Source organism: Pelomonas margarita (genome assembly GCF_043555875.1).
In the GTDB taxonomy this organism is placed as follows: Bacteria; Pseudomonadota; Gammaproteobacteria; order Burkholderiales; family Burkholderiaceae_C; genus Pelomonas; species Pelomonas margarita.
Map to the genome: position 1 here is coordinate 1 of NZ_JBIGHW010000016.1, position 25,553 is coordinate 25,553.

27 protein-coding genes and 1 pseudogene are annotated in these 25,553 nt (G+C 67.9%); 22 read left to right on the plus strand and 6 right to left on the minus strand.

Annotated elements, in window-relative coordinates:
- The 4 genes and pseudogenes from ACG0Z3_RS20600 to ACG0Z3_RS20615 form a co-directional block, all read left to right on the plus strand.
- Positions 1-3,763, plus strand: a 3,763-nt coding sequence (locus ACG0Z3_RS20600; RefSeq protein WP_394401201.1) for a polymorphic toxin type 15 domain-containing protein, incomplete at its 5' end; no start/stop codon positions are given.
- A 6-nt stretch (positions 3,764-3,769) separates the two neighbouring features.
- Complete coding sequence (locus tag ACG0Z3_RS20605) at positions 3,770-4,477, plus strand: GAD-like domain-containing protein (protein WP_394401204.1); 708 nt, start codon at positions 3,770-3,772, stop codon at positions 4,475-4,477.
- Positions 4,478-4,791: 314 nt separating this feature from the next.
- A pseudogene (gene istA / locus ACG0Z3_RS20610) lies at positions 4,792-5,790 on the plus strand (IS21 family transposase); the annotation flags it as partial.
- Positions 5,791-5,866: 76 nt separating this feature from the next.
- A complete protein-coding gene (locus ACG0Z3_RS20615) occupies positions 5,867-6,364 on the plus strand; it encodes a hypothetical protein (protein ID WP_394401207.1) in 498 nt (165 codons plus the stop codon).
- A 23-nt stretch (positions 6,365-6,387) separates the two neighbouring features.
- On the opposite strand, the gene dtd is transcribed toward ACG0Z3_RS20615, so the two are convergent.
- Both dtd and ACG0Z3_RS20625 read right to left on the minus strand, forming a co-directional pair.
- Positions 6,388-6,828, minus strand: coding sequence for a D-aminoacyl-tRNA deacylase (gene dtd, locus ACG0Z3_RS20620; RefSeq protein ID WP_394401210.1), 441 nt, complete (start codon positions 6,826-6,828; stop codon positions 6,388-6,390).
- On the minus strand, positions 6,825-7,718 hold the full coding sequence (locus ACG0Z3_RS20625) for a cation diffusion facilitator family transporter (RefSeq protein WP_394401213.1): 894 nt from the start codon (positions 7,716-7,718) through the stop codon (positions 6,825-6,827). Before ACG0Z3_RS20625 ends, dtd begins: the two co-directional genes overlap by 4 nt.
- Positions 7,719-7,814: 96 nt before the next feature.
- Between ACG0Z3_RS20625 and ACG0Z3_RS20630 the strand changes: the two genes are divergently transcribed.
- From ACG0Z3_RS20630 to tatC, 13 genes are all read left to right on the plus strand, one after another.
- On the plus strand, positions 7,815-8,561 hold the full coding sequence (locus ACG0Z3_RS20630; protein ID WP_394401216.1) for a hypothetical protein: 747 nt from the start codon (positions 7,815-7,817) through the stop codon (positions 8,559-8,561).
- 67 nt (positions 8,562-8,628) lie between these two features.
- A complete protein-coding gene (argB, locus tag ACG0Z3_RS20635) occupies positions 8,629-9,534 on the plus strand; it encodes an acetylglutamate kinase (protein WP_394401219.1) in 906 nt (301 codons plus the stop codon).
- A 3-nt stretch (positions 9,535-9,537) separates the two neighbouring features.
- A complete protein-coding gene (locus tag ACG0Z3_RS20640) occupies positions 9,538-10,221 on the plus strand; it encodes a pyrimidine 5'-nucleotidase (RefSeq protein ID WP_394401221.1) in 684 nt (227 codons plus the stop codon).
- A 77-nt stretch (positions 10,222-10,298) separates the two neighbouring features.
- Positions 10,299-10,985, plus strand: a complete 687-nt coding sequence (locus ACG0Z3_RS20645; RefSeq protein WP_268168909.1) for a response regulator — start codon at positions 10,299-10,301, stop codon at positions 10,983-10,985.
- A 10-nt stretch (positions 10,986-10,995) separates the two neighbouring features.
- The gene (slmA, locus tag ACG0Z3_RS20650) at positions 10,996-11,613 is read left to right on the plus strand and encodes a nucleoid occlusion factor SlmA (RefSeq protein ID WP_394401223.1); all 618 of its coding nucleotides are present in this window, start codon (positions 10,996-10,998) and stop codon (positions 11,611-11,613) included.
- 24 nt (positions 11,614-11,637) lie between these two features.
- Positions 11,638-12,567: an ATP-binding protein gene (locus tag ACG0Z3_RS20655; protein WP_394401225.1), complete on the plus strand. Its 930-nt coding sequence runs from the start codon at positions 11,638-11,640 to the stop codon at positions 12,565-12,567.
- Complete coding sequence (locus ACG0Z3_RS20660; protein ID WP_394401227.1) at positions 12,560-13,006, plus strand: NUDIX domain-containing protein; 447 nt, start codon at positions 12,560-12,562, stop codon at positions 13,004-13,006. Before ACG0Z3_RS20655 ends, ACG0Z3_RS20660 begins: the two co-directional genes overlap by 8 nt.
- A gap of 4 nt (positions 13,007-13,010) precedes the next feature.
- Positions 13,011-13,403, plus strand: coding sequence for a phosphoribosyl-AMP cyclohydrolase (gene hisI, locus ACG0Z3_RS20665; protein WP_394401229.1), 393 nt, complete (start codon positions 13,011-13,013; stop codon positions 13,401-13,403).
- A complete protein-coding gene (locus tag ACG0Z3_RS20670) occupies positions 13,396-13,722 on the plus strand; it encodes a phosphoribosyl-ATP diphosphatase (protein ID WP_394401232.1) in 327 nt (108 codons plus the stop codon). The genes hisI and ACG0Z3_RS20670 overlap by 8 nt, the downstream gene beginning before the upstream one ends.
- Positions 13,719-14,069, plus strand: a complete 351-nt coding sequence (locus ACG0Z3_RS20675; protein ID WP_268168915.1) for a histidine triad nucleotide-binding protein — start codon at positions 13,719-13,721, stop codon at positions 14,067-14,069. The genes ACG0Z3_RS20670 and ACG0Z3_RS20675 overlap by 4 nt, the downstream gene beginning before the upstream one ends.
- Before the next feature lie 46 nt (positions 14,070-14,115).
- Complete coding sequence (gene tatA, locus ACG0Z3_RS20680; protein ID WP_268168916.1) at positions 14,116-14,352, plus strand: Sec-independent protein translocase subunit TatA; 237 nt, start codon at positions 14,116-14,118, stop codon at positions 14,350-14,352.
- A gap of 6 nt (positions 14,353-14,358) precedes the next feature.
- Complete coding sequence (gene tatB, locus ACG0Z3_RS20685) at positions 14,359-14,835, plus strand: Sec-independent protein translocase protein TatB (protein ID WP_394401237.1); 477 nt, start codon at positions 14,359-14,361, stop codon at positions 14,833-14,835.
- Positions 14,835-15,635 carry a twin-arginine translocase subunit TatC gene (tatC, locus tag ACG0Z3_RS20690; RefSeq protein ID WP_394401240.1) on the plus strand — a complete coding sequence of 267 codons (801 nt, stop codon included), beginning with the start codon at positions 14,835-14,837 and terminating at the stop codon, positions 15,633-15,635. The genes tatB and tatC overlap by 1 nt, the downstream gene beginning before the upstream one ends.
- On the opposite strand, the gene ACG0Z3_RS20695 is transcribed toward tatC, so the two are convergent.
- A complete protein-coding gene (locus ACG0Z3_RS20695) occupies positions 15,611-16,792 on the minus strand; it encodes a S1C family serine protease (RefSeq protein WP_394401242.1) in 1,182 nt (393 codons plus the stop codon). The two genes, tatC and ACG0Z3_RS20695, sit on opposite strands and share 25 nt — an antisense overlap.
- 14 nt (positions 16,793-16,806) lie before the next feature.
- Here ACG0Z3_RS20695 and ACG0Z3_RS20700 point away from each other — a divergent pair, with 14 nt between their 5' ends.
- Positions 16,807-17,553 (plus strand): Nif3-like dinuclear metal center hexameric protein, encoded by a 747-nt coding sequence (locus ACG0Z3_RS20700; RefSeq protein WP_394401247.1) that lies wholly within the window; start codon positions 16,807-16,809, stop codon positions 17,551-17,553.
- A 196-nt stretch (positions 17,554-17,749) separates the two neighbouring features.
- Positions 17,750-18,319 carry a hypothetical protein gene (locus tag ACG0Z3_RS20705; protein WP_394401250.1) on the plus strand — a complete coding sequence of 190 codons (570 nt, stop codon included), beginning with the start codon at positions 17,750-17,752 and terminating at the stop codon, positions 18,317-18,319.
- A 3-nt stretch (positions 18,320-18,322) separates the two neighbouring features.
- Here the strand turns inward: ACG0Z3_RS20705 and ACG0Z3_RS20710 are convergent, their stop codons facing one another.
- Positions 18,323-19,243, minus strand: coding sequence for a M14 family metallopeptidase (locus tag ACG0Z3_RS20710; protein ID WP_394401252.1), 921 nt, complete (start codon positions 19,241-19,243; stop codon positions 18,323-18,325).
- Positions 19,244-19,315: 72 nt separating this feature from the next.
- On the opposite strand from ACG0Z3_RS20710, the gene pdxA reads away from it, so the two are divergent.
- Positions 19,316-20,317 (plus strand): 4-hydroxythreonine-4-phosphate dehydrogenase PdxA, encoded by a 1,002-nt coding sequence (gene pdxA / locus ACG0Z3_RS20715; protein ID WP_394401256.1) that lies wholly within the window; start codon positions 19,316-19,318, stop codon positions 20,315-20,317.
- 101 nt (positions 20,318-20,418) lie between these two features.
- On the opposite strand, the gene ACG0Z3_RS20720 is transcribed toward pdxA, so the two are convergent.
- Both ACG0Z3_RS20720 and mscL read right to left on the minus strand, forming a co-directional pair.
- Positions 20,419-22,788 carry a DUF1631 family protein gene (locus ACG0Z3_RS20720; RefSeq protein ID WP_394401259.1) on the minus strand — a complete coding sequence of 790 codons (2,370 nt, stop codon included), beginning with the start codon at positions 22,786-22,788 and terminating at the stop codon, positions 20,419-20,421.
- A gap of 130 nt (positions 22,789-22,918) precedes the next feature.
- A complete protein-coding gene (gene mscL / locus ACG0Z3_RS20725) occupies positions 22,919-23,338 on the minus strand; it encodes a large conductance mechanosensitive channel protein MscL (protein WP_268168925.1) in 420 nt (139 codons plus the stop codon).
- 178 nt (positions 23,339-23,516) lie between these two features.
- Here mscL and petA point away from each other — a divergent pair, with 178 nt between their 5' ends.
- On the plus strand, positions 23,517-24,113 hold the full coding sequence (gene petA, locus ACG0Z3_RS20730; RefSeq protein ID WP_394401262.1) for a ubiquinol-cytochrome c reductase iron-sulfur subunit: 597 nt from the start codon (positions 23,517-23,519) through the stop codon (positions 24,111-24,113).
- Between the two features lie 21 nt (positions 24,114-24,134).
- Entirely contained in the window at positions 24,135-25,541 is a 1,407-nt protein-coding gene (locus ACG0Z3_RS20735; RefSeq protein WP_394401265.1) for a cytochrome b, read from the plus strand.
- Positions 25,542-25,553: the final 12 nt, after the last annotated feature.

Below are 25,553 nucleotides of genomic sequence, written 5' to 3' on the forward strand. Positions count from 1 at the left end.
GCTGACAACCGCCGTGATCGGCGGGCAGCTGCGGCTGATCGAGTTCACCGGGGCGGGCTGCAGCACCTGCGGGCCGGCCAACCGGCGCTACGCCTACGGCACCGCGGGCCAGCTTCTGCGCAGCATCACGCTCGACGCCCAGGGCCAGCCGCTGAGCGCTGAGCTGATCAGCCATGACCGCTGGGGGCGTCTGTCCCAACGCAGCCGCCAGGCCTACAGCCAGGGCAAGCCGGTGGGCGCGCCGCGATGGCTGCAGCGTTACGAGTACACCGACCTGCGATTCCAGGACGGCAGCGTGGCGGTGGGCCAACAGCCCACGCGCATCACTCAGCCCAGCGTGATTGCAGGCAAAACCCGCAGCACCGAGTTTGAGTACAACGACAAGAGTCAGGTCTTGCGGGTGACGGAGCGGGGGTGGAGCTCGGTGGATGACAAGGGAGGTCAATCGCCGCAGGGCGCGGCCCTCACACGCAGTACCGAGTACAGCTACATCACGATCAACGGCCGCAGCGTGCTGAGCGCACTGGATGGCCCTTTGCCTAATGGGCCCAAGGGCGACCCTAGCGACTCCGACGTGACCCGCGTGCAATGGGACCCCCGCGGCGAGCGCCCGCTGAAGCTTTTGCATCCGGCCGGTCTTGTCACGCAGGCCGAATACACCCCCGACGGCCGCACCCGCCGACTCATCGGCATGGACGGCGTGGTCAGCGAATTTGAGTACGCGCCCAGCGGCGCGCTTGCCAGCATCATCCGCGCCGGCGTGACGCGGCGCTTTGAGCATGACGCCCTGGGGCAGGCCGTGGGCATGCTGGAGGCCACTGGCGCCCGCACGCGCGTGACCTACGACTTGAGCGGCCAGATCGCGGCCATGTTCGATACGCAAAGCAATCGCATAGAGCTAGCGCGCGACCGGGAAGGCCGGCTGCTGCAGGCCCGCCTGCTCAACCCCGACGGCAGCGTGTCACAGCAGCGTGACTATTCCGCACCAACCGATTCGTCCATGGCGAGCGCCCCGCACCGCGACGCCGTGCTGAGTGCCATGCAACAGCTGGTCAGCCATACGGAAGACAGCGGCGGCCTGGTGCGCCCCGACCTGCTTCAGGCCATGCAGGTGGCTCAGGTGAGCCAACCGGCCCTGGCCGGTGCCGCGTCAGCGCTGCCGCCGCTAGCCGTCACGCAAGAAACCGATATCAATGGCGCCTACACACGCTACTACCGCGACGACTTCGGTCTGTTGCGCCTGGTGCAAAGCCCCACAACCGGCAGCACGGTTTTTGAGTACGACGCCGCCGGCCGGCTGATTGCTCGTGTGACCGAGCAGATCAGCCGCGCCGCGTACCGACGCGACCCGGCGGGCCGGGTGGTGGCCGTGCGCTCTCGTTACCTCAGCGAGCCTGACGCACCAAGCTCGCTCGACGAAGACGCGCAAATCTCCTGGGGCCCAGCCAACAAACCCCGGCTCATCAAGTACAAGGCCGGTGAGGAACAGTTCAGCTACGACGCTGCGGGCCGCCTCACCACGCACGAGCAGCGCGTGGACGGCAAGCGCTGGACCCTGCAGTACAGCTACAACGCCAATGGTCAGCTGATCAGCCGCACCTTGCCGGATGGCCAGGCATTGGCTTACCACTACCGGGGCAGCCAGCATCCGCGCGCCGGTTTGTTGGAGTCGGTATGGCTGGATGGCCGAATCGACCGGCCGTTGGTCTATAGCCTCAACGACGAGGCCGACACCTACACACAGCGGCGCTTCCTGTTCGGCAACGGCCTGAGCAATGAGCGCAGGCTGGACGCACAAGGCCGGGTCACCCTGGCTGGCACGCCCGGCGTGGGCCAGATGCAGCTGGGCTACGCGGGTAGCAGCAATGACGGCAACGCTAGCGATGGCGAACCCACCTCTGTCAAACCCCTGCGCAGCCACGGCCTGGGTCAGCTACCCCAAGCGGCCACACCGCCGCTGTGGCAGGCCCGGCTGCATGCCCTGCTGGACCGTTGGCGCGTTGGCGGCGATGGCGCGCTGCTGCCTGCCTACCCGGCATCCTCCGCCATCGGCACGGCCTTGTTCGACACCGAGGGGCGGCCCCGCGAGCTGTTTGATGACCTGGGCCGCCAGATCACGCGCGGTGATTTGCGCCTGAGCTACGACAGCCTGAATCGCTTGGTGGAAGTGCAGCGCGACACCGGCGCCACGCTGCAGGTGGTGGCCCGCTACCGCTATAACCTCTTCGGCCAGCGCATTGCCAAGGTCGTGACCCAGGCCGGCAGCCAGACCGCGCGCACCACCTACTTGCTCCACGATGGCAACCAGCTGGTGGCCGAGGCCGATGCCACGGGAGTGGTGCAGCGGCAGTACGCGTGGATCAACGACAAGCCCGTGGCCATGCTGGAGGCAGGGCGGGTGCTGCACGTCCACACCGACCACCGCAACGCGCCGGTTGCTCTGACCGACGCCTCGCGCAGCGTGGTCTGGCAGGCGCAACTGGCCGACTACTTGGCGGCCACCCCGGCCCAGGGGCAGTCGCTGGGCAGCATTGCGTTCCACCTGCGCGGCTCCAACCAGTACTTCGACGCCGAGACCGGGCTGCACTACAACACCCACCGCTACTTTGACGCGCAGGCTGGCCGTTACCTCACGCCTGACCCACTGGGGCTGGCGGTGGGGCCGGACCTGTATGCCTTCGCGCTGAATCGGCCGCATTCGCTGCAGGACCCGCTGGGCTTGCAGCCGACACCGGGCAAGGACTGGAGCGAGGCCAGCTTCTCGGACAAACTGGCCGAGACCTTCAAGCTGGCGGTGACCCGATTCACCGACCAACTCGGCGCTGACCTCAAGGCAACGCTCGAAGAAGCCCTGGCCGACCTGCCCACCACGGTGGCGATCTTTGCGGCTTGGCAGGTCATCAGCGCCACGCCCATTGGCTGGATCGTCAACGGGCTGATGGCGGTCTACGCCGCCTACAGCCTTGGCTCAGAGGCCATCGTGCTCGCCAAGCGGCTGGGCAGTTGGGTATCGCAGGTCAGCAATGCCACCTCACAGGCGCAGCTGTGCGCGGCAGCGCTGGGCTTGGCCACATTGATGAGCGAGTTGGCGCGCAACACTGCCTTCGCGCGCATCAACCCGGCCAAGGCTTTGCGGCAGATGCGCGCTGCTGCGGGCGGCAAGAAAATCAGCGAAACGGCCACGCCGACGCAGAACGCCAAGAAGGTGCGCGAACGGCTGGACCGCTTCTCCCCCAACAGGTGCTTCGATCCTTTTGGTGAGGCCTACGACAAGGCACCCGACAAGCCCAAGTTCGAGCGCGAGTTCAATGACCAGCTGCGCCGCCAGCAGGAGGCCCTGAATCGCATGTCGGCCGACGAGTTCCTGGCGGCACGCAAGGCCTATGAGGCCAATAAGCGCAATCCGGATGCGGCGAAGTCGCAGGCAAAGTATCGGGCGGGGTATCGCAAACAGCTGGAGGACCAAGTTGAGAAAGATTTGCGAGAGCAAGGTTTCTCCGGCAGAGAACTTGATGAAATGAAGTTGGCAAAGGTGAACAGCACGATGGTCAATTTGGCGGCTCTTCACGAACCGGATATGGTGGCTGGTGGCTTCTTCCAACCAGCACCGACTTGCATGGGCAGCAAGTCAGTCAACTGTTCGATCGGTGCACAGTGGGCTGACAAGCTGGCTGAAATGGAGAACTATGCAAGAGGCGCTGTTCGTGACGGGCACGGAGGCGCGCGGTTGACTTTCGATCTCAAAACTTGTCCAAAAAAGTAGGTATTTATGCGTGACGACGACTACTTATTTCTCGTAGAGCGGCTTGGAGAGCCCACGCTGACTCGGGTCGTGCCGACAGCTCTGATCAGGAATTCCTGCGGTGTATTGCCAGAACTACTGCTCACCTACTGGAAAACCGAGGGTTTCAATCAGTTCAAGCATGGCCTGTACAGTTCCGTAAATCCTGAGGAATGGCAGGGAGTCGTCGATGAGTGGCTCGCTGGGACAGTGTTTGAGCAGTTCGGCCGCTTCTACGCCCTGACTCGTACAGCCTTCGGGGAGTTGAGGCTGTTCAATCAGCAGATTGGAAGCGCCGTCACCTTGAATCCGCTATGCGGCGAGATCAGTTCACGCTCGATGAGGCTGGTGCAGCCTGACAGGCTACACATCGAAATAGGTCTATTGTTCTCTCCCAAGCCAGACCACTGGGACATGCTCGACCACGAAGACAAATACCTCTTTGATCGCGCGCTCAAGAAGCTGGGCCCCTTGGCCATGGACGAGATGTACGGCTTTGAGCCCTCGCTGCTGTTGGGCGGGCCGGCCAAGCTGGAGAACCTGGTGAAGGTGGACGCCTACACGCACTGCGCGCTGCTGCGCCGCCTCATCGACAAGCCCTGGGTGCCTTTCACCGACATTGGCGAGGCGCTGGGTGTTGATACCGCTGAGTTGGCCCGCCAGGCCATTGAGGAGCACCGGGCCAAAGGCGGCTGATTTGGCCCGGGACGGTGAGGTCCGACGCAGGCTGTTTCAGGCTGCGGAATGGTCCACGCTGGATGGCACGGCTTGACAGCAAGGGCAGCTGTCACCGACCGCCATATAGGAGCCAGTCCGTGATCGGCATGTAGGAGCCAGTTGGCGACCGGCATATTGGAGCCACTGCGTGACCGGCGTAATGGAGCCAGAGCCGGATCGGCATATAGGAGCCAGCCGGCGCCGGGTTGACGGGCGTCTCGAACACCGCGATGCCGTTCCTACCCTTCGGGCCTTTGCCCGGAGGGCCAGGGATGGCACGCAGGAGATTCGAGATGCATCACTACCGACAGGCCCTGCTGCGCATGCGGCAAGGCGACTCCGACCGCGACATCGCAGCCGCTCGCGTCATGGGCCGGCCCAAGGCCGCGCAGTGGCGCAGCATCGCCACCGAGCGCGGCTGGCTGGAGCCCTCGCAGCCCCTGCCCGACGACGAGGCCATCGCTGCCGCACTGGGAAGCCCGCGCAAGGCCAGCACCACCATCTCCACGCTGGAGCCGCATCGCGAACCCATCGCTGCCTGGGTCGAGCAAGGCGTCTCAGGCACCGCCATCCACGCCGCCCTGAAGCGCCAGCACGCCTGGAGCGGCAGCTACTCGGCCGTGCGCCGCCTGGTGGCCGACATCCGCAGCCAGTTGCCGCCCGAGACCACCTGCCGCCTCGACTTCGAGCCCGGCGACGCGGCGCAAGTCGACTTCGGCGCCGGCCCCACGCTCGTCCACCCCGACGGCCGACCGCGTCGCACCTGGGCCTTCGTGATGACGCTGGCCAGCAGCCGCCACCAGTACGTCGAGTTCGTCTGGGACCAGACCGTGGCCACCTGGCTGGGCTGCCACCGCCGCGCCTTCGAGTGGTTCGCCGGCGTGCCGGCGCGCGTCATCATCGACAACGCCAAGTGCGCCATCACCCGCGCCTGCGCTCAGGACCCCACCGTGCAGCGCGCCTATGCCGAGTGTGCCGCAGGCTACGGCTTCAAGATCGACCCCTGCCCGCCGCACGATCCGCAGAAGAAGGGGATCGTCGAGTCCGGCGTGAAGTACCTCAAGGGCAACTTCCTGTCGCTGCGCGAGTTCCGCGACCTGGCCGACCTGAACGCGCAGGCCAAGGCCTGGGTCTTGAAGGAGGCCGGCGTGCGCTGCCACGGCACCACGCGGCGCAGTCCGCTGGAGCTCTTCGCCCTCGAAGCGCCGATGCTGCAACCCTTGCCCCGTCAGGCGCCCGACCTCGGCACCTGGCACCGCGTGAGCGTGCACCGCGACTGCCATGTGCAGTTCGAGCGGGTGAGCTACTTGTGAGCTCGCCGGCTGCAGATGCAGCGATCCCCGTCACCACCGCCGCCCACTCAATACCGTGTCCGGTCACTACACCCTTCATCTCTCCATCGAGCTGGCCCAGCCTGTCGACCCGCAGGCGGACGCGACGCTGCGCTACCTGGTCGTGGGTGATGGGCCGGCGCCCGACGCCTGGCCGGCACATGCCTTCTTCGCGATGGAGCGCGTCGGCATGGAATTGCGCCCGCTGCCGCAGGTTTATGCGGCGTCCCCCTCCGGTGACTGGGTGGCCGCGTACTGGCAGGACGCGATCGGCCCACGGGCGGGTGTCACGCTGAAGCTGCCGGGCCTCAAGGACCTGCAGGGCTGGTACGAGGCGCTGGTGTTTGCCGACTGGCTCTGCGCCCTGGCCAGCGGCGACGGCTTCATGGGTTACATCCAGGACGAGCAAAGCCGGTCTGCCAAGTCGCTGCTCTGTGTGCGCGGCCAGGCCTTGTACCTGCGGGATGAGAGCAACGCGTCGGATCGCTGGTTCTGCCTCAGGACCGGCGAGCCCCTGGCGCCGTTGCCGCTTTGAACGAGGCCGGGCGGCGGCTGCCGTCAGCCCATGCGCATGGGGATCGTCACCGGCCCGTCGTTGACGAGGTGCACCTGCATGTCGGCGCCGAACTCGCCGCAGGCCACGTGGGGGTGATGCTGGCGCGCACAGGCCAGCGTGTGTTCGTACAGGCGCCGGCCCTGTTCGGCCGGCGCGGCGCCGGTGAAGCTGGGCTGGTTGCCGCCGCTGGTGTCGGCCGCCAGCGTGAACTGGCTGACGATGAGCAGGCCGCCGCCCGTGTCCTGCAGGCTGCGGTTCATCTTGCCGGCCTCGTCGCTGAAGACGCGCAGCTTCAGCACCTTGGCGATCAGCTTCTCGGCCGTGGCCTCGGTGTCGCCAGGCTCGGCGCAGACGAGCATCAGGAAGCCAGGGCCGATCTGGCCTGTCACGCGGCCGGCAACTTCCACGCGCGCCTCTCGCACGCGTTGCAACACGGTGATCACATCAAGTCCTTGGGGTCGTCGACATGCGCTTCCACGTCGGTGGGCAGCAGCTGGATGGTGGCGCGCAGGCCGGGCACGGCCTGCATCAGCGCTTGTTCCAGGGCGTTGCGCTGCTCGGCGGCACGGCCCAGCGACCAGGTGGCCGGCATGTGCATGTGCAGGTCGATGAAGCGGCGCTGCCCGGCCTCGCGGCTGACGATGTGGTCGAAGCGCACGGTGCCCGGCTCGCGAAAGCGCGCCAGCACGGCCTCGATGCGCGCCATTGCCTCGGCGTCCAGCGCGGCGTCCATCAGCCCCTGACTGGACTGGCGGATCAGGTGCACGCCTTCGCGCAGGATGTTGAGCGCGACGGCGATGGCCAGCAGCGGGTCCAGCCAGTGCCAGCCGGTGGCCATCACGCCGATCAGGCCGGCCACGACGCCGGCCGAGGTCCAGACGTCGGTGAACAGGTGCCGCGCGTCGCCCTCCAGCGCCACCGAGCGCACCTCGCGCGCCTTGCGCAGCATGGCCCAGGCCATCAGGCCGTTCAGCGTGGAGCTGACGATGGCCAGCCCCACGCCCAGGCCGATGGCCTCCAGCGGCTCGGGGTGGCGCCAGCGGTCCACGGCGCCCCACAGGATGCCCAGCGCCGCCGCGATGATGAGGATGCCCTCGAAGCCGCTGGAGAAGTACTCGGCCTTGTGATGGCCGTAGGGGTGCTCCTCGTCGGGCGGCCGGGCGGCCAGCGTCACCATGGCCAGCGCGAACATGGCGCCGGCCAGGTTGACGAGTGATTCCAGCGCGTCTGCCGCCAGGCTGACTGAGCCGGTCCACCACCAGGCCGCCGTCTTCAGCGCAATGGTCGCGACCGCAGTGGCGACCGAGAGCTTGAGGTAGCTGTGGGCTTGCATGCCGCCATTGTCGGGCCCGGCCGGGGTAAGAAATACCGCCGATCCAGCTTGGTGGCTGAGTTAGGCTGCCGCCGTTTCTCACACATGCAGATGCTCATGATGATCGTCCGTTTCCGCCGTCTTGCCATGATCCTGCTGACGGCTTGCGCTACCGCTACGAGTGCGGCGCCCATCACCAAGGTTGGCGTGATGTCGGCTGCGGGCCGGGATGTGCAGGTGGTGGTGCGGGCGCCGACCACCGGCACCCGGCTGGATCAGAACGCCCGTGACCGGCTGCAGGTCGGCGATGCGATAGAGCGCATCGTGCTGAAGGCGGTCGCGGACAGCGTGCGTCGTCACGGATATGGCGAGGCTTTGCCGCTGGCGCTTCCGGCCAAGGGCAGCGTTCCCTGGCAGCGTGATGGCGATGCCGTGCTGGTGACGCAAACCCTTTTCGATGCCGCCAAGAAGGCGGGTCTGTCCCACCTGCTGCTCATCCAACCCGCACGTGGTGAAGCCAATCTGAAGCTGTATCGCAGCAGCAGCGGTGCCGGCCAGCTGGAGGGCTTGGGTTTCTATGTGGACACGATGCTGGAAGTGGTTCGGGAGGACAACAACCAACCCGCCGCCGGTTTTCTGGCGCCGTACGTCTATGTGGACATGTTGCTGGTCGACGTGGCGACCCTGGACCTGCAGACGGTCTACCGGGCGCGCGCCAGCGTGGCGGTGGCCGACCCTGGCCGCCAGGGCAATGACCCCTGGCAGGCCTTGTCCACCGAGCGCAAGGTGGATGCGCTTCGTTACCTGATTGAGGAGGAGACGGAGCGCGCGGTGCAGCAATGGAAGGCGGCACCTGCCCGTTGATGCCGTGCCGCGCAGCGTTGCGCCGCAGCATTCCTAGAATGCGCCGCAGTTCATCGGAGCCCCGAGCATGACCACGCCCCACACCACCGACGTCTCCCACATCGCGCCGCGCGAGAAGGCCGAGATCCTTTCGCAGGCCTTGCCCTACATCCGCAAGTTCCACGGCAAGACCATCGTCATCAAGTACGGCGGCAACGCGATGACCGACCCGGTGCTGCAGCAGGACTTCGCCGAGGACGTGGTGCTGCTCAAGCTGGTGGGCCTGAACCCGGTCGTCGTGCACGGCGGCGGCCCGCAGATCGAGGGCCTGCTGAGCAAGCTCGGCAAGAAGGGCGAATTCATCCAGGGCATGCGCGTCACGGATGAGGAGACGATGGAAGTCGTCGAATGGGTGCTGGCCGGCCAGGTGCAGCAGGACATCGTGGGCCTGATCAACGCCGCCGGCGGCAAGGCCGTGGGCCTGACCGGCCGCGACGGCGGCATGATTCGCGCCAAGCAGCTCAAGGTGCAGGACAAGGACGACCCCAGCAAGGAGCACGACATCGGCCAGGTCGGCGACATCGTCTCCATCGACCCGTCGGTCGTGAAGGCGCTGCAGGACGACCAGTTCATTCCCGTCGTCAGCCCCATCGGCTTCGGCGAGAAGAACGAGAGCTACAACATCAACGCCGACGTCGTGGCCGCCAAGCTGGCCACCGTGCTGCAGGCCGAGAAGCTGCTGATGCTGACCAACATCCGTGGCGTTCTGGACAAGTCGGGTGAGCTGCTGACCGAGCTGACGCCGCGCCGCATCGACGAGCTGGTGGCCGACGGCACGATCAGCGGCGGCATGATCCCCAAGATCGCCGGTGCCATCGACGCCGCCAAGAGCGGCGTTAACGCGGTGCACATCATCGACGGCCGTGTGCCGCACGCCATGCTGCTGGAGATCCTGACCGATCAGGCCTACGGCACCATGATCTCGTCGCGCTGACCGATGGCGTTGCGCGACAAGGTTTGGCTGTTCGACCTCGACGACACGCTGCACAACGCCTCGCACCGGGCGTTCCGCGAGCTGAATGCGTCGATGGCGGCCTACATCGTCACTCACCTGGGTCTGGCGGAGGCCCAGGCCGCCGAGTTGCGCAACCGCTACTGGTTGCGCTATGGCGCCACGCTGACGGGCCTGCAGCGCCACCACGGCGTGAAGCCGGCGCATTTCCTGGCCGAGACGCACAGGCTTCCCGGCCTGGAGGCGCACCTGCACGGCCATGCGCATGACCTGGCGGCTCTGCGGCGCCTGCCCGGCCGCAAGTTCCTGATGACCAACGCGCCGCGTGGCTATGCCGAGCGCGTGCTGGCCACCATCGGGCTGAGCGGGGCCTTCGAGGGCCTGATCTGCGTGGAGGACATGCAGCTGTTCGGCCACTCGCGGCCCAAGCCCGACGCGCGCATGTTCCGCGTCGTGCTGGCGCGGCTCAAGTTGCGCGCCACGCAATGCGTGCTGGTGGAGGACACCCTCATCCACCAGAAGACCGCCCGCGGGCTGGGCATGAAGACGGTCTGGATGCAGCGCTGGCTGCGCCAGGCCGGGGTGACGCAGGGCGTGCAGCGCCGGCCGGCCTACGTCAGCCGCCGCGTGCGCTCGCTGGCGGCGCTGGCGCGCTCCCCCCACTTCTGAATGAAGACCCCGGCAGGCCTGACGCCTGGTTGGGTTGACAATCCGCCGTCTTGCGCTTCCTCACGTCTGTCGTATCCATGTCCCCGTTTTCGGTCCTGATCGTCGAAGACCAAGCCCGCTTCCGGGATGCCTTCACCCACGCCCTCGGCAGCGTGCCCGACATCGAGCTGCTGGGTATTGCGCCCGACCTGCCGCAGGGCCGGCGCATGTTCGACCAGCTCCAGCCCGACGTGTTGCTGGTGGACCTGGACCTGCCCGGCGGTAGCGGCATCGAGCTGATCCGCCACGCCGCGCAGACGCGGCCTCAGTGCGAGGTCATGGTGATCTCGGTGTTCGGCGACGAGCAGCATGTGGTGGCCAGCATCGAGGCCGGCGCCACCGGCTATCTGCTGAAGGACAGCCTGGCGCTGGACCTGCCGGGCCAGCTGCGCTCGCTGCGCGCGGGCGGCAGCCCCATCAGCCCCGTCATCGCTCGCCGGCTGCTGGTGCGGCTGGCGCCCGGTGCACAGGCGTCCACCGGCCCGTCGCCCGAGGCCATGGCCGCGGCGATGGCCGACGAGGAGGTCGTCGCGCTGTCCGAGCAGGAGTCGCGTGTGCTGCACTTGGCGGCCAAGGGCTTCACCTTCGACGAGATCGCGCAGTTCATGCAGGTGTCGCCGCACACGGTCATGACCTACGTGAAGCGCGTCTATCGCAAGCTGCACGTGCGTTCCAAGGTCGAGGCCATCTACGAGGCACGCCGCCTCGGCTGGCTCAGGGACTAGCATCCCGGCCATGGACGCCGACCTGCCCGCCGCGACTGCCCCTGCCCCCAGGAAACGCCCCAAGCCCGGCGAGCGGCGCACGCAGATCCTGCAGGTGCTGGCCGGCATGCTGGAGCAGCCCGGCGCCGACCGCATCACCACCGCCGCGCTGGCGGCAAAGCTGGAGGTCAGCGAGGCCGCGCTGTACCGCCACTTCGCCAGCAAGGCGCAGATGTTCGAGGCACTGATCGACTTCATCGAGCGCAGTGTCTTTGGGCTCATCCATCAGGTCGTGGACGTGCCCCAGCCCATGCCCGGGCAGGCCGCGCGCATTGCAACGCTGATCTTGCAGTTCGGCGAGAAGAACCCGGGCATGACCCGTGTCATGGTGGGCGACGCCCTGGTCTACGAGCACGAGCGGCTCACGTTGCGCATCAACCAGTTCTTCGACCGCATCGAGTCGTCGCTGCGCCAGGTGCTGCGCGCTACGGCCGAGGCCCAGGGCTCGCTGACACCCACGGTGCAGGCCAACGCCCAGGCCGCCGTGTGGGTGAGTTTCATCATCGGGCGGTTGCACCGCTATGCACGCTCGGGCTTCCGGCGCCTGCCGACCGAGCAGCTGGAAGCAGCCCTCAAGGCCATCGTCTGACGGCCTGCCTCCTACACTGACGGCATGTCTGCCGCTCTGGAATCCCTGCTGCACCGCGCCGAAGGCCTGCTGGCCCGGCTCGAGGCCGTCCTGCCCCATGCGCCCGTGCCACCGGATTGGGGCGTATCCACCGCCTTCCGGGCCCGGCGCCGCCAGGGCATGCTGTGCCTGGAGCCGGTGCGCGCCGTTAGCCGTATCGCCTTGTCTGACCTGCAGGAAGTGGCGCCGCAGAAGGAAAAGCTGCTGCGCAACACCGCGCAGTTCGTCGCCGGCCGCCCAGCCAATAACGTGCTGCTGACCGGCGCCAAGGGCACGGGCAAGAGCTCGCTGATCAAGGCGGTGCTGAACGAGTTCTCGGCCCAGGGCCTGCGCCTCATCGAGATCGACAAGGCCGACCTCGTGGACCTGCCGGATGTCGTCGAACAGATCGCAGACCGCCCGGAGCGCTTCGTTGTTTTTTGTGACGACTTGAGCTTCGACGAAGGCGAGGCCAGCTACAAGGCGCTGAAGAGCGTGCTCGACGGCTCGGTGGCTGCCGCCAGCGACAACGTGCTGATCTATGCCACCAGCAACCGCCGCCACCTGCTGCCCGAGAAGATGGCCGACAACCTTGGCGGCTCGCGCGGCGAGCATGGCGAGATTCATCCCGGCGAGGCGGTGGAGGAAAAGATCTCGCTGTCCGAGCGCTTCGGGCTGTGGATCAGCTTCTATCCGTTCAGCCAGGCGGAGTACCTGACCATCGTCGCCCAGTGGCTGCGCCACTTCGGGCTGGACGACGTGGCCATCGCCGCCGCGCGCCAGCCCTCGCTGGTGTGGGCGCTGGAGCGCGGCTCCCGCTCGGGCCGCGTGGCCTACCAGTTCGCCCGGGACCTGGCTGGCCGCGGCGCGGTGGGCGAGGCGCTGCCGGGCCTGGCCATCGGCGACAACGCGCCCGAAGGACTGGACCATGTCTGACGCCGAACGCGTGCCGGTCGAGGTGGCCGTGGGCGTGCTGGTAGAGCGCGACGCGGCCGGTCAGGAAGGGCGTTTCCTGCTGACCTCGCGCCCGCCGGGCAAGGTTTACGCCGGCTACTGGGAGTTCCCGGGCGGCAAGGTGGAGGCGGGCGAGACCGTCGAGCAGGCGCTGGCGCGCGAACTGCGCGAGGAGATCGGCATCGAGATTGGGGCCGCCCACCCGTGGCAGGTGCTCGTCATGGACTACCCCCACGCCCGCGTGCGGCTGAACTTCTGCAAGGTCTACGACTGGATGGGCGAGTTCCAGATGCTGGAGGGCCAGCAGATGGCCTGGGCCGACCTGCCGGTGCAGGTGCAGCCCGTGCTGCCCGGCACCATTCCCGTGCTGCAGTGGTTTGCCGCCGAGAGAGGCCATGTGGGCCCCACTCACCTAGACTGACGAGATGACCAACTGGCTCGATGAAGTGAAGTGGGACGACAAGGGTCTGGTGCCCGTGATCGCCCAGGAGCAAGGCAGCGGCGACGTGCTGATGTTCGCTTGGATGAACCGCGAGGCCCTGGCGCTGACGGCCGAGCGCGGCCAGGCGGTGTATTTCAGCCGCTCGCGCAACAAGCTGTGGCACAAAGGCGAGGAGAGCGGCCATTTCCAGCAGGTGCACGCCATCCGCATGGATTGCGACAACGACGTCGTGCTGCTGACCATCACGCAGCTGGGCCACGAGCCCGGCATCGCCTGCCACACCGGCCGGCACAGCTGCTTCTTCCAAAAGCTGGAAAACGGCGCCTGGAGCCCCGCCGAGCCGGTGCTGAAAGACCCGAAAAAGATCTATGAGTGACGACATTCTCCGCCGCGTCGGCGCGGTCATCGAGTCCCGCAAGGGCGCCGACCCCGGCACCAGCTACGTCGCCAAGCTGTTCGACAAGGGCCTGGACAGCATCCTGAAGAAGGTCGGCGAGGAAGCGACCGAGACCGTCATGGCCGCTAAGGACGGCGACCCGAAGAAGGTCGTCTACGAGGTGGCCGACCTGTGGTTCCACAGCATGATCGCGCTGGCCCACTTCGGCCTGAAGCCCGAGGACGTGCTGGCAGAGCTGGCCCGGCGCGAAGGCCTGTCGGGTCTGACCGAATTCGCCCAACGAGGAAACAAGCCGTGAGCCACTCCGACCCGAATTGCATCTTCTGCAAGATCGTTGCCGGCCAGATCCCCAGCCGCAAGGTCCACGAGGACGATGAGCTGCTGGTGTTCCACGACATCCAGCCCTGGGCGCCGGTGCACCTGCTCATCATCCCCAAGCGCCACATCGTCTCGATGGCCGAGGTGACCGAGGCCGAAGCCGGCCTGCTGGGCCGCATGATGACGCTGGGCCCGCGGCTCATGAAGGAGCTGGGCGTCAGCAATGGTTTCCGACATGTCATCAACACCGGTCATGATGGCGGGCAGGAGGTGTTCCACCTGCACCTGCACGTGATGGGAGGCCCACGGCCGTGGGCCAAGGGCTGAGCAGCCCTCACCTAGAATTTGAGCCAGTCCACAAGGAGCAAACAACATGGGTTCATTCAGTATTTGGCACTGGCTGATCGTCTTGCTGGTCGTCGTTCTGATCTTCGGCACCAAGAAGCTGAAGAACATCGGCAGTGACCTCGGCGGCGCCGTTAAGGGTTTCAAGGACGGCATGAAGGACGGGTCTGCCAGCGCAGATGCGCCCGCCGCGCCGCAGCAGGTCACGGCCAACAAGGTCAACGACCCCAACACCGTCGACGTCGACGCCAAGACCAAGTCCTGATCCCCAGTGCTTGATTTCGGCTTCGACAAGATCGCGCTGATCGGCGCGGTCGCGCTGATCGTCATTGGTCCCGAGAAGCTGCCGCGCGTGGCCCGCACCGTGGGCACCTTGCTGGGCAAGGCGCAGCGCTACGTGGCCGATGTGAAGGCCGAGGTCAACCGCTCCATGGAACTGGAGGAGCTTCAGAAGATGAAGTCCCAGTTCCAGTCGGCGGTGAGCGACGTGGAGCAGAGCGTGCGCCAGGAGGTCGACTCCGCCACGCAGGCGCTGAACCAGACCTGGAGTGACGTAGCTGACGACGGCAGCGCTGCGGATTTCGGCAGCCTGCAGACGCCCGCGCCCGAGTACCGCCATCCCAAGAAGAACTGGCGCCTCAAGCGCGGTGCAACGCCGCTGTGGTTCAAGCAGAAGGCCGGCGTGCGCCGCCACACCCAGTCCGGCGCGGCCCGCGTGGCGCGCTTCCGGCCCCCAGGCATTCGCTGATGAGCTCCTCTTTCCAGAAACCCGACCACGACGAGCTGGCCGGCACCGAGCAGCCCTTCGTTGCCCACCTGATGGAGCTGCGCGACCGCCTGGTGCGTGCGCTGATCGCCGTCGTCGTGTGCTTCGGTGCCCTGTGCATCTACCCGGGCCCCGGGCCCATGTACGACCTGCTCGCCGCGCCGCTGGTGGCCCACCTGCCAGCGGGCACGACGATGATCGCCACCAACGTGATCGCGCCGTTCTTCGTGCCCATCAAGATCACGATGCTGGCCGGGTTCATGCTCGCGCTGCCCGTTGTGCTGTACCAGGCCTGGGCCTTCGTCGCGCCGGGCCTGTACTCGCACGAGAAGCGGCTGGTGATGCCGCTGGTGCTGTCCAGCACGCTGCTGTTCTTTGCCGGCGTGGCGTTCTGCTACTTCTTCGTCTTCGGCCAGGTCTTCCAGTTCATCCAGAGCTTCGCGCCCAAGAGCATCACGGCGGCGCCGGACATCGAGGCCTACCTCGGCTTCGTCATGAACATGTTCATCGCCTTCGGCGCGGCGTTCGAGGTGCCGGTGGTGGTGGTGGTGCTGGCGCGCATGGGCATCGTGTCGGTGGAGAAGCTGCGCGAATGGCGCGGCTATTTCATCGTCGTGGCCTTCATCATCGCGGCCGTCATCACGCCGCCCGACATCGTCTCGCAGCTGGCGCTGGCCATCCCGATGTGCCTGCTGTACGAGCTGGGTCTGCTGGCCGCCGGCTACTTCATCCGCAGCACGACACCGCCGCCGGAAGATCAGTCCTCGTCCGAGCCGCGCTGAGCGCGCTGCGGCGGCGGGCGCTGGCCCACGAGCAGCGAGAACGTCATCGCCCGCTCGCCGCGCTGCAAGGCCACGTCGACGCGGCTGCGCGGCGCCAGGGCCGCCACGCGGGCCAGCAGCTCTGCCGGCGAGGTGACCGGCTGGTCACCGATGCGTGTCAGCACATCGCCCGGCTTGATGCCGGCGCGGGCTGCGGGCGCGTCGTCATAGACGCCCCGCACCAGCACGCCCTGGATGTCGCCCAGCTTCAGCGTCTCGGCCAGCTCGGGCGTCAGTTCGCCGGTCTGCACGCCGATGTAGCCGCGCGCCACCACGCCGTCCTTCAGAAGCGCCGTCGCGACCTGCCGGGCCACGTCCACGGGAATGGCGAAGCCGATGCCCAGCGACCCGCCGCTGCGCGAGAAGATGGCCGTGTTGATGCCTACCAGCCGGCCGTCGGCGTCCACCAGCGCACCGCCGGAGTTGCCGGGGTTGATGGCCGCGTCGGTCTGGATGAAGTTCTCGAAGGCGTTGATGCCCAGCTGGTTGCGGCCCAGTGCCGAGACGATGCCGGAGGTGACCGTCTGGCCGACGTTGAAGGGGTTGCCGATGGCCAGCACCACATCGCCCACCTGCAGGCTGGCGGCGTCGCCCAACGCGATGACGGGGAGGTCGGGCAGCGTGATGCGCAGCACGGCGATGTCGGTCTCGGGGTCGGTGCCGACGACGGCGGCGCGGGTCTGGCGCCCGTCGCTGAGCTGCACTTCGATGTCTGACGCACCCTCGACGACATGGTTGTTCGTCAGCAGCACGCCGTCGGCCGAGATGATGACGCCCGAGCCCAGGCCCAGCTGCGGGTTGCGCGGCTGGCGCGGGCCGAAGTGGAAGCCGAAGACCGACTCGCGGCTGCGCCCGGCGCGCTCCGGCGCCTTGCTGGCCGTGATACTGACGACGGCTGGCGACGCGGCGCGGGCGGCCTGCGCAAAGCCGGTGCGCGCGACCGAGGCCGGCGGCGTGGGCGGCAGGGCGATCTGCTGGGCGGTCTGGGCCGTCACGGCCGGCGTGGGGGCGGTGCCGCGCAGGGCCGGCAGCCAGTGTGGCTTCAAGGTGGCCACCACGAACAGTGCTGCCAGCAGCACCGTGACCGCCTGCGCGAAAATCAGCCACAGCCGCTTCAACACTTCATCACCCCATGACCGATCGCGCCGCGCTGGAACGCCAGCTCAACCAATGGCTGGAACCCACACGGTTTAAGGATTATGGGCCGAACGGCCTGCAGGTCGAGGGGCGCGCCGAGGTCAACCGGCTGGTCTGCGGGGTCACGGCGAGCCTGGCCTTGATTGATGCCGCCATCGCGGCGCAGGCCGATGCCATCCTCGTGCACCACGGCCTGTTCTGGCGTGGCCAGGACGGCCGCGTGACCGGCTGGATGAAGCAGCGCCTGGCCCGTCTCATCCAGCACGACATCAGCCTGTTCGCTTACCACCTGCCGCTGGACGCCCACCCCGAGCTGGGCAACAACGCGCAGCTGGGCCGGCGCCTGGGCTGGATGGCCGATGGCCGCTTCGGCGATCAGGACCTGGGCTTCACGGCGGCTGTCGAGCCGACGACGCTGGCGGCCGTGAGCGCGCAGCTGCGCACGCTGACCGGGCGTGACGTGACCGCCGTCAAAGGCGATGGCCGGCCGTTGCGCCGCGTGGCCTGGTGCAGTGGCGGGGCGCAGGGTTATTTCGAGTCGGCCATCGCGGCCGGGGCCGATGTCTTCATCACCGGCGAAATCTCCGAGCCCCAGGCCCACTACGCCCGAGAGACCGGCGTGGCCTTCATCGCTGCCGGCCACCACGCCACCGAGCGCTACGGCGTGCAGGGCGTGGGCGAGCGCGTGGCGGCCGAGTTGGGCCTGGAGGTGCGCTTCATCGACGTGCCCAATCCTGCCTGACTCCGGCCTAACCCTGGCGTAACGCGGCGGCCCGTGGCCGCCCCTAGCATGCGGCGATGAATTCGCTCGCCTGCTGCTGCCCCGCACTTCCGCCGATCGAGGCGCCGCGCGAGGGGTGTGGCGCAACGTCGCTGTCGGTTTGAGCGCCGCCGTGTCGTGGCGGCCCGGCGCGCCGGTGCGGCGCCGGCGGGCGGTGATGCTGGCCGTACTGATGGGGCACGCCGTGCTCTTGCTGCTGTTCTGGCAGGAGCGCCTGCGGCCTGCTGCCAGCAGCGAGGTCCGGCGGGCGCTGGCGCTGCGGCTGGTGGCGCCCTCGCAGCCGCAGCGCCAGCGCCGCATGCAGGCCGAGGCGCCGCGTTGGCCGGGCCTGCTGTCCAACGTGCCGTCCGTTGCGCCACCGGACTTCACGGTGGCCGCCACCGCTGCGACCGGCCCGAGTGCCGATGCCGCACCGGCCGGTACGCCTGGCGCGGCGCTCTCGCCGGCGCGGCCGGCCTCGGGTGGTGCGCCGCTGGACCTGCGGCCGCGTGCCGAGGTGCTGCGGGGCGCGCTCGCCAACCCGGCCACCACCGATCCGCGCAGCAACACGCCCCGACCCACTGTTGAGGAGCGCATCGCCATGGGGCTGGACCTTGACCTGTGCGTCAAGCTCGAGCGTGATGCGCAAGGGGTGGTGACGCGCCGCATGGGCCGCATGGCGCGCACGCTGACGCATCTGCAGGCCACGCAGGGCGTGGGCGCCAAGGACGTGCGGACCTGCCAGTAGCTGTCAATCGGGGGCCGACAGCGCGTAGGCGATGGCCGCCCGCACGGCAGCGACCTGTGCATCCAGGCATTGCTGCGGCGTCGTGCGTGGGCTGTCGGGGTAGACCTCGGTCGTGGTGCTGAAGCGCGCCGCCGTGATGGCGGCACACAGCCCCTTGCGGGTCACGGCATAGCTGATGACGCCAGGCGACTGCAGTGGGCAGCCGATGATGAGGCCGTGGGCGTCAGGCGGCGCGATGTGGGTGACGCGGGCGACGGCTTCGATGACGGCTTGCTGGAATGCGGGCTGGGGGCGGTCGGCGTCGTCGACGAGGTAGAAGCCGTCGGGCACGGTGTCCGGCACGAAGGCCTCGCCGTCGCGGGCGGCCAGCGCGGGGCGGAACTCGCCCTCGTCGCTGTCGGTGGTCTCGTGCAGGTCGATGTGCAGCCGCGTGCGGCCGTGCAGCGGTGCCAGCAGCGCCACCAGCGCCGCCGACTCGCCGGCGGGGCTGTGCGGGCGGAAGTTCCGGTTGGGGTCCAGCGCATCGGGGTTCCAGCGCTGCACGCGTTCGTAGGCCCAGGGGCTGACGCAGGGCACGGCCAGCAGGTTGGCCTGGCCGGCGGTTTCGGTGCCGTGGTCGCTCAGGAACTGCAGGGCGCCGTGCACGCCGCTGGTCTCGTAGCCATGCACGCCACCGGTGATCACCAGCGTGGGCAGGTCGTCGCGCCAGCCGCGGCTGCGCACGGCCAGCAGCGGGAAGCGCTCGCCGTCGTAGACCAGCGCACCGTACTCGCTGATGTCGAAGGCCTGGCGCAGCGGCTCGAGGGCAGCCAGCACGTCGTCGGCGTAGCTGCGCTGCCTGACGACGCGGGCGCGCCAGGCGGCCACCTCGGCAGGCCCCCAGGGCTGGCCGGGTGTGCCGATGGGGTAGGGGGGCAGGGTCAAGGGCTTCTCCGGCGCTGCAAGGGTGGCCGGCAGTCTGCCAGCGGCTGGGGCGGTGCGATGAAAGAATGCGTCATGTCTTCAGCGTCCCACCTTCCCCTGCCTATCGTCATCAGCATGGGCGACGCCTGCGGCATCGGCCCCGAGATCATCGCCAGCCTGTGGCGCCGCGAGGCACCGCGCGAAGCCGTCGTGGTGGGCGATGTGGCCGTGATGCGCCGTGCCGTGGCGATGACGGGCGGCGGGCTGGCGGTGCTGCAGCTCACGTCGCTGGCCGAGCACGACCGCGTGCCGCCGCGCTGCGTGCCTGTCTGGCAACCCGAAGGCCTGCCGGCGGGGCTGGGTGAATTGCCTCTCGGGCAGGTGGACGCGCGCGCTGGGGGGGCGGCCGCCTTGTGCATCGACGCGGCGGCGGCGCAAGTCCAGGCCGGGCGGGCGCGGGCGCTGGTCACGGCGCCCATCCACAAGGAGGCCCTGCATGCGGCCGGCTCGCCGTTCCCCGGGCACACCGAGATGCTGCAGGCGCTGGCCGGCGGGGCGCCGGTGCGCATGATGTTGGCCAACGAGGAGCTGCGCACGGTGCTGGTCACCATCCACTGCGCGCTGCGCGATGCCATCGCGCGCGTGACCCGGGCCAGCGTGCTGGAGACGGTGCGTATCACCGGCGCCGCGCTGCAGCGCATGGGCATCGCGGCGCCGCGCATCGCGGTGGCCGGGCTGAACCCGCATGCGGGCGAGGGAGGCTTGTTCGGCGACGAGGAGATCCACCACATCGCGCCGGCCATCGCCGATGCGCGCGCGCTGGGTCTGGACGCGACCGGCCCCCATGCGCCGGACACGGTCTTCATGCGTGCGCGGCGCGGCGAGTTCGACGTGGTCGTCGCGATGACGCACGACCACGGGCTGATCCCCGTCAAGTACCTGGGCGTGGAGCAGGGCGTCAACGTGACGCTAGGTCTGCCCTTCGTGCGCACCAGCCCCGATCACGGCACGGCGTTCGACATCGCCGGGCGCGGCATTGCCGACCCGGCCAGCCTCGCGGCGGCGTTGGCGATGGCGAGGCGATTGACCGTCTGACGACGCTGGCGGCTCAATGACGCAAGGGGCGGCGTCCCCGCGGGGAACCGATCAGGCTCGCGCCCGTTCAGCTGCGAGACTGGGCGAGGCGCCTGTTCACTTCAGCGCGCCGGTGTGAGCGCGGCGAGCTGCGCGCGGGCGCGGGCCGTGGCGCGCTCCAGCAGGTGGGCAGTCTCGTAGGCGCGCATGCGGCCGGCCTCGCACAGCTTCTTCAGCATGCGGGCGGTCATGGTGACCGTTTCCTGGTGGCGGTTGCCGTGCGTGAAGATGAAGAAGCTGCGGCCCGCGCTGATGTGGGCCAGGCGCATTTTCTGCCACTCGGTGCCGGTGTGCATCTGGTATGCGAAGCCCAGCTGCATGTTGTCCACCAGCAGCGCGCCGCCGCTGGGTTCGGCGGCGCTCTCGGCGGCGGGCAGGCCGTCGATGGAGATGTCCACGGCCCGCAGCGGCTCGGCGGCGGCGGCGGCGTCGTTGCCGGACAGATCCAGGTCCAGCTCGCCGTGCCAGTCCACGGTGGATTCCTCGACCAGGCCCAGGCTCTTGGCTTCGGCCGGGGTCAGCCGCTGACTGGCATCCAGGTCGCCCGGTAGCGTCTCGCCGGCCATGGGCTTGGCCAGGTCGGCCTCAGCCGGTGGCGGCACGCCGAAGATCTGGTCGAGCTGCTTGATCAGCAAGTTGGTGTCCAGCGCGCTGGGGGCCTGGCCCTTCAGCGACTCGGCATGCGCCGGCAGCAGCGCGCCGAAGAAGTCCTTGCGCGGCGCGTCGGGCCAGCGGATCAGGTCCAGCCCCTCGTTCAGCGTGCGCATCAGGTTGGGCAGCTCGCGCAGGAAGTCGGCACGGGCGGCCGTGCCGCTCTTGGGCTGCACGCTCATGACCAGGCTGCGGCCCAGCGTGCGCAGGCGTAGCGCACGTTCAGGCGCCCCTTCGCGCGAGGCCAGCACGATGGCCTGGCTCCAGACCTGGGCCAGGAAGTTGCGCAGGAAGTCCTGCATCGGCACACGCGCAAGCTGCTGCTGCAGTTGCAGTGCATAGCGCTGTTGCAGGCGCAGGTCGGTTTCGCGGCGCTCGACGACGGCGGCCGCGTCGCCCGAGGCCTTCAGCGTGACGCGGGTCTGCTCGGCGATGAAGGCTTCCAGGTCGTCCAGCTTGGACGTGTAAACGTCCATGCGGTCGAAGTCACCCTGCGTGACGTCTTGCACCAGGTCGCGCACATGGGCCAGGAAAGCCCGGCCCGGGTCTTCGCTGAAGTCGTCGAACGCGCAGGCCAGCGAGGCCAGTCGGTTGACGAACTGGCGCACCGGGTGGCGGCGCGACGAGAAGAAGGTCTCGTCGCCCAGCGCCGCGCGCAGCACGGGAAGCTGTAGTCGCGCCAGCAGGCGCGCCATCTGCGGCGGCACCTTGGGGTCGGAGAGGATCTGGTCGAACAGACTGCTGACGACGTCGATCACCATGTGGTCCAGCCGGCCCGTGGCAGCCTGGCGCAGCTCGTCTCGGTGCAGCTGGATCAGGTTGGGCGGCAGCGGCAGCTGGCCCCAGGCGCTGGGTTCGCCGGACAGCGTGTCCAGCCCCATGCGGCTGGAGTGGCCGCTGTCGTGAGCGTCGAAGGCTGCAGGCGTCTGGGCCAGTCGGCGCAGCAGATCCATCATGTGCGGGTCGACACGGCCGATGCCCGCGCCCATGCCGCCACGGCCGCCGAAGCTGCCGCCCATCATGCTGCGGCCCAGCCCGCCATGACCCGAGCCGATGGGGCCGCCGCGGGTGGACATGCCGCCGTGGCTGGAATCGAACTCGGCATGCTGGCTGGTGGCGCCGCTGAGCGTGCCGTGCCGCGATGCGCCATCCGGCGTCGCCCGCACGCGCAGGTCCTGCGGCCGCAGCCCGCGTGAGCGCAGCAGCTCGGCGATGTCGGCATAGCAGCCGCGCATCTCCTGGGCCAGCGAGCGGGTCAGCTCGTCGGTCAGCGTCTGGCGCGTCAGCGGGTCGTCGGTGATGGCCTGCACGGCGTCCAGCAGCGCCTGGCCGATGAGCTCAGGCCGCAGCGGGTTGCGCTCGCCGACCTGGATGCCCGAGATGTAGGACTCGACTTCGCGCAGCTCCCACTCGCTGTGGTGGCCGATAGCCAGGCCGATGCGGTCCGCGGCGACGAGGTTGTTGACCTGGTCGTCGTCCATCAGCGACAGCTCGCCCCAGTCCTTCTTGCCGGCCGGCGCCGTCTCAGGTTTGACGCCCGACTGCTCGGTCGTGACCTGGCGGCGCAGGCTTTGCAGGAAGCGCTGTGAGAACGTGCCTTGCTGCTGCCTGAAGACGAACTGCGCGGCCAGCAAGGCGTCGCGGCGCTTGATCTGCCCGGCGGACAGTGCCGACAGGCCCAGGCCCTCGGCGCAGCGCTCCGCCGCCTGCTCGCCCGCCAACCGTATGCGTGTCAGCGAAGCTTCAAGGTGGGGATTCAGGCGAATCTCGGGCGCGTTCATCGGGAAAGTGGGGCGCAGGGCTGCACGCAAAGTATCGCGCCGGCCACAAGCCGGGATTTCCAGCGGGTCGCCAAATCCGTGGCAAAAAAAAGCCCGGTAACGATTGTTTACCGGGTGCTTGCAACTGCGATCAGCGCTTGAGCGAGTCGCGGATCTCGCGCAGCAGCTGGATGTCTTCCGGCGTGGGCGGCGGTTCGGCCGGGGCGGCGGCGGGTTCGCTGCGCTTGAGGCGGTTGATCTGCTTGATCATCAGGAAGATGACAAAAGCCAGGATGATGAAGTTCAGCGACACGGTCATGAAGCTGCCGTAGGCCAGCACAGCGCCTTCCTTCTTGGCGTCGGCCAGCGTCGTGGCGGTCTGGCCGGCGAGCGGGATGAAGTAGTTGCTGAAGTCCAGCCCGCCGAACACCTTGCTGACCACCGGCATGATGACGTCACCGACCAGCGAGTCCACGATCTTGCCGAACGCGCCGCCGATGATGACGCCGACGGCCAGATCGATGACGTTGCCCTTGACGGCGAACTCCCGGAACTCGGACAAGAAACTCATGCGGACTCCTGCAAAAGGGATGGATTGTGAGGGGTGCCGCCGATGTTGACGCCAAGTCCGCAGGGCCATAAGGCGGGTAAACCTGCGTGCTTTCGCCCGCGCGGCGCGGCGGGGTGCCAGCCAGCCTCCGCTAGAATCCCCGGCTGCCCGAGATCAGAAGTCTCTTTAGAGGACCCTCATGAGTGACCAGCAAGTGGACCAAGGCAAGCGCACCTGGTTGATCGCAACCGGTTGTGCCGGCGCCGTGGGTGGCGTGGCAACCGCCGTTCCCTTCGTCAGCACCTTTGCGCCCAGCGAACGAGCCAAGGCCGCCGGCGCGCCGGTCGAGGTGGACATTTCCGGCTTGAAGCCCGGCGAGAAGCTGACGGTGGAATGGCGCGGCAAGCCGGTCTGGATCGTGCGCCGCACGCCCGAGCAACTGGAAGCGCTCAAGCAGCTCGACGCTGCGCTGGCAGACCCGAATTCCGATCGCAAGGCCTACCCGACCCCCGATTACGCCAAGAACGGTCATCGCTCCATCAAGCCGGAGTACTTCGTCGCCGTGGGTATCTGCTCGCACCTGGGCTGCTCGCCCAGCGACAAGTTCGCCTCGGGCCCGCAGCCGTCGCTGCCGGATGACTGGACGGGCGGCTTCCTGTGCCCCTGCCACGGCTCGACCTTCGACATGGCCGGCCGCGTCTTCAAGAACAAGCCGGCGCCCGACAACCTCGAAGTGCCGCCCCACATGTACCTTGCCGACACCAAGCTGTTGATCGGCGAGGACAAGAAGGCCTAACTAGAACAAACGGGACGACACATGGCTGAATTCAAGGAAGCTCCCGCAGGCGCATCTGTCGGCGTGAAGACCATGACCTGGCTGGAGAACCGGTTCCCGACCGCGTTCGACGCCTACAAGGTCCACATGTCGGAGTACTACGCGCCGAAGAACTTCAACTGGTGGTACATCTTCGGCTCGCTGGCGCTGCTGGTGCTGGTGATCCAGATCGTCACCGGCATCTTCCTCGTGATGCACTACAAGCCGGATGCGGGCCTCGCCTTCGCGTCGGTCGAGTACATCATGCGTGACGTGCCCTGGGGTTGGTTGATCCGCTACATGCACTCCACCGGTGCATCGGCCTTCTTTGTTGTCGTCTACCTGCACATGTTCCGTGGCCTGATCTACGGCAGCTACCGCAAGCCGCGCGAGCTGGTCTGGATCTTCGGTTGCGCGATCTTCCTGTGCCTGATGGCCGAGGCCTTCATGGGCTACCTGCTGCCCTGGGGCCAGATGTCGTACTGGGGCGCCCAGGTCATCGTGAACCTGTTCGCGGCCGTGCCCTTCGTTGGTGAAGACCTGGCGCTGATGATCCGCGGCGACTTCGTCGTCGGCGACGCCACACTGAACCGCTTCTTCAGCTTCCACGTCATCGCCGTGCCGCTGGTGCTGCTGGGCCTCGTGGTCGCCCACCTGCTGGCGCTGCACGATGTGGGCTCCAACAACCCGGACGGCGTCGAGATCAAGAAGGGCCCGAAGGACGCCAACGGCAAGCCGCTGGACGCCGTGCCTTTCCACCCGTTCTACTCGGTGCATGACATCTACGGGGTGTGCCTGTTCCTGCTGGCCTTCACGTCGATCGTGTTCTTCGCGCCCGAGTTCGGCGGCTACTTCCTGGAATACAACAACTTCATCCCGGCCGACCCGCTGAAGACGCCGGCGCACATCGCGCCTGTCTGGTACTTCACACCGTTCTATTCCATGCTGCGTGCGACCACCGACGTGATGGTCAACGTGCTGTGCGGCGTCATCGGCCTGGCGGCGGTCGTGAGCTTCCTGAAGGGCAAGTTCGGCGGCCCCGCCAAGATCGCGCTGCTCGTTGGTGCGCTGGTGCTGATCGGCCTGCTCAAGGTCTTCGACGCCAAGTTCTGGGGCGTGGTCGTCATGGGTGGCGCGGTCGTCATCCTGTTCTTCCTGCCTTGGCTGGATCACAGCCCGGTCAAGTCCATCCGCTACCGCCCCGACTGGCACAAGTACGTGTACGCCGTGTTCGTCGTGTTCTTCCTGTGGCTGGGCTACCTCGGCATCCAGCCGCCCAGCGACCTGGGCACGCTGGTGGCGCAGATCGGCACGCTGTTCTACTTCGGTTTCTTCCTGCTGATGCCGTGGTGGAGCCGCCTGGGAACGCCCAAGCCGGTGCCCGACCGTGTGACCTTCAACGCCCACTGAGCCGCGGAGCTA

Coding starts and splice junctions, on each gene's coding strand:
- ACG0Z3_RS20625 (WP_394401213.1), bottom strand. CDS start 7,718: ATGCAAGCCCACAGCTACCTCAAGCTCTCGGTCGCCACTGCGGTCGCG.
- ACG0Z3_RS20640 (WP_394401221.1), top strand. CDS start 9,538: ATGGCGTTGCGCGACAAGGTTTGGCTGTTCGACCTCGACGACACGCTG.
- petA (WP_394401262.1), top strand. CDS start 23,517: ATGAGTGACCAGCAAGTGGACCAAGGCAAGCGCACCTGGTTGATCGCA.
- ACG0Z3_RS20720 (WP_394401259.1), bottom strand. CDS start 22,788: ATGAACGCGCCCGAGATTCGCCTGAATCCCCACCTTGAAGCTTCGCTG.
- tatA (WP_268168916.1), top strand. CDS start 14,116: ATGGGTTCATTCAGTATTTGGCACTGGCTGATCGTCTTGCTGGTCGTC.
- ACG0Z3_RS20645 (WP_268168909.1), top strand. CDS start 10,299: ATGTCCCCGTTTTCGGTCCTGATCGTCGAAGACCAAGCCCGCTTCCGG.
- ACG0Z3_RS20655 (WP_394401225.1), top strand. CDS start 11,638: ATGTCTGCCGCTCTGGAATCCCTGCTGCACCGCGCCGAAGGCCTGCTG.
- hisI (WP_394401229.1), top strand. CDS start 13,011: ATGACCAACTGGCTCGATGAAGTGAAGTGGGACGACAAGGGTCTGGTG.
- ACG0Z3_RS20735 (WP_394401265.1), top strand. CDS start 24,135: ATGGCTGAATTCAAGGAAGCTCCCGCAGGCGCATCTGTCGGCGTGAAG.
- tatC (WP_394401240.1), top strand. CDS start 14,835: ATGAGCTCCTCTTTCCAGAAACCCGACCACGACGAGCTGGCCGGCACC.
- ACG0Z3_RS20705 (WP_394401250.1), top strand. CDS start 17,750: ATGCTGGCCGTACTGATGGGGCACGCCGTGCTCTTGCTGCTGTTCTGG.
- pdxA (WP_394401256.1), top strand. CDS start 19,316: ATGTCTTCAGCGTCCCACCTTCCCCTGCCTATCGTCATCAGCATGGGC.
- mscL (WP_268168925.1), bottom strand. CDS start 23,338: ATGAGTTTCTTGTCCGAGTTCCGGGAGTTCGCCGTCAAGGGCAACGTC.
- slmA (WP_394401223.1), top strand. CDS start 10,996: ATGGACGCCGACCTGCCCGCCGCGACTGCCCCTGCCCCCAGGAAACGC.
- ACG0Z3_RS20700 (WP_394401247.1), top strand. CDS start 16,807: ATGACCGATCGCGCCGCGCTGGAACGCCAGCTCAACCAATGGCTGGAA.
- ACG0Z3_RS20630 (WP_394401216.1), top strand. CDS start 7,815: ATGATGATCGTCCGTTTCCGCCGTCTTGCCATGATCCTGCTGACGGCT.
- ACG0Z3_RS20605 (WP_394401204.1), top strand. CDS start 3,770: ATGCGTGACGACGACTACTTATTTCTCGTAGAGCGGCTTGGAGAGCCC.
- argB (WP_394401219.1), top strand. CDS start 8,629: ATGACCACGCCCCACACCACCGACGTCTCCCACATCGCGCCGCGCGAG.
- ACG0Z3_RS20660 (WP_394401227.1), top strand. CDS start 12,560: ATGTCTGACGCCGAACGCGTGCCGGTCGAGGTGGCCGTGGGCGTGCTG.
- ACG0Z3_RS20670 (WP_394401232.1), top strand. CDS start 13,396: ATGAGTGACGACATTCTCCGCCGCGTCGGCGCGGTCATCGAGTCCCGC.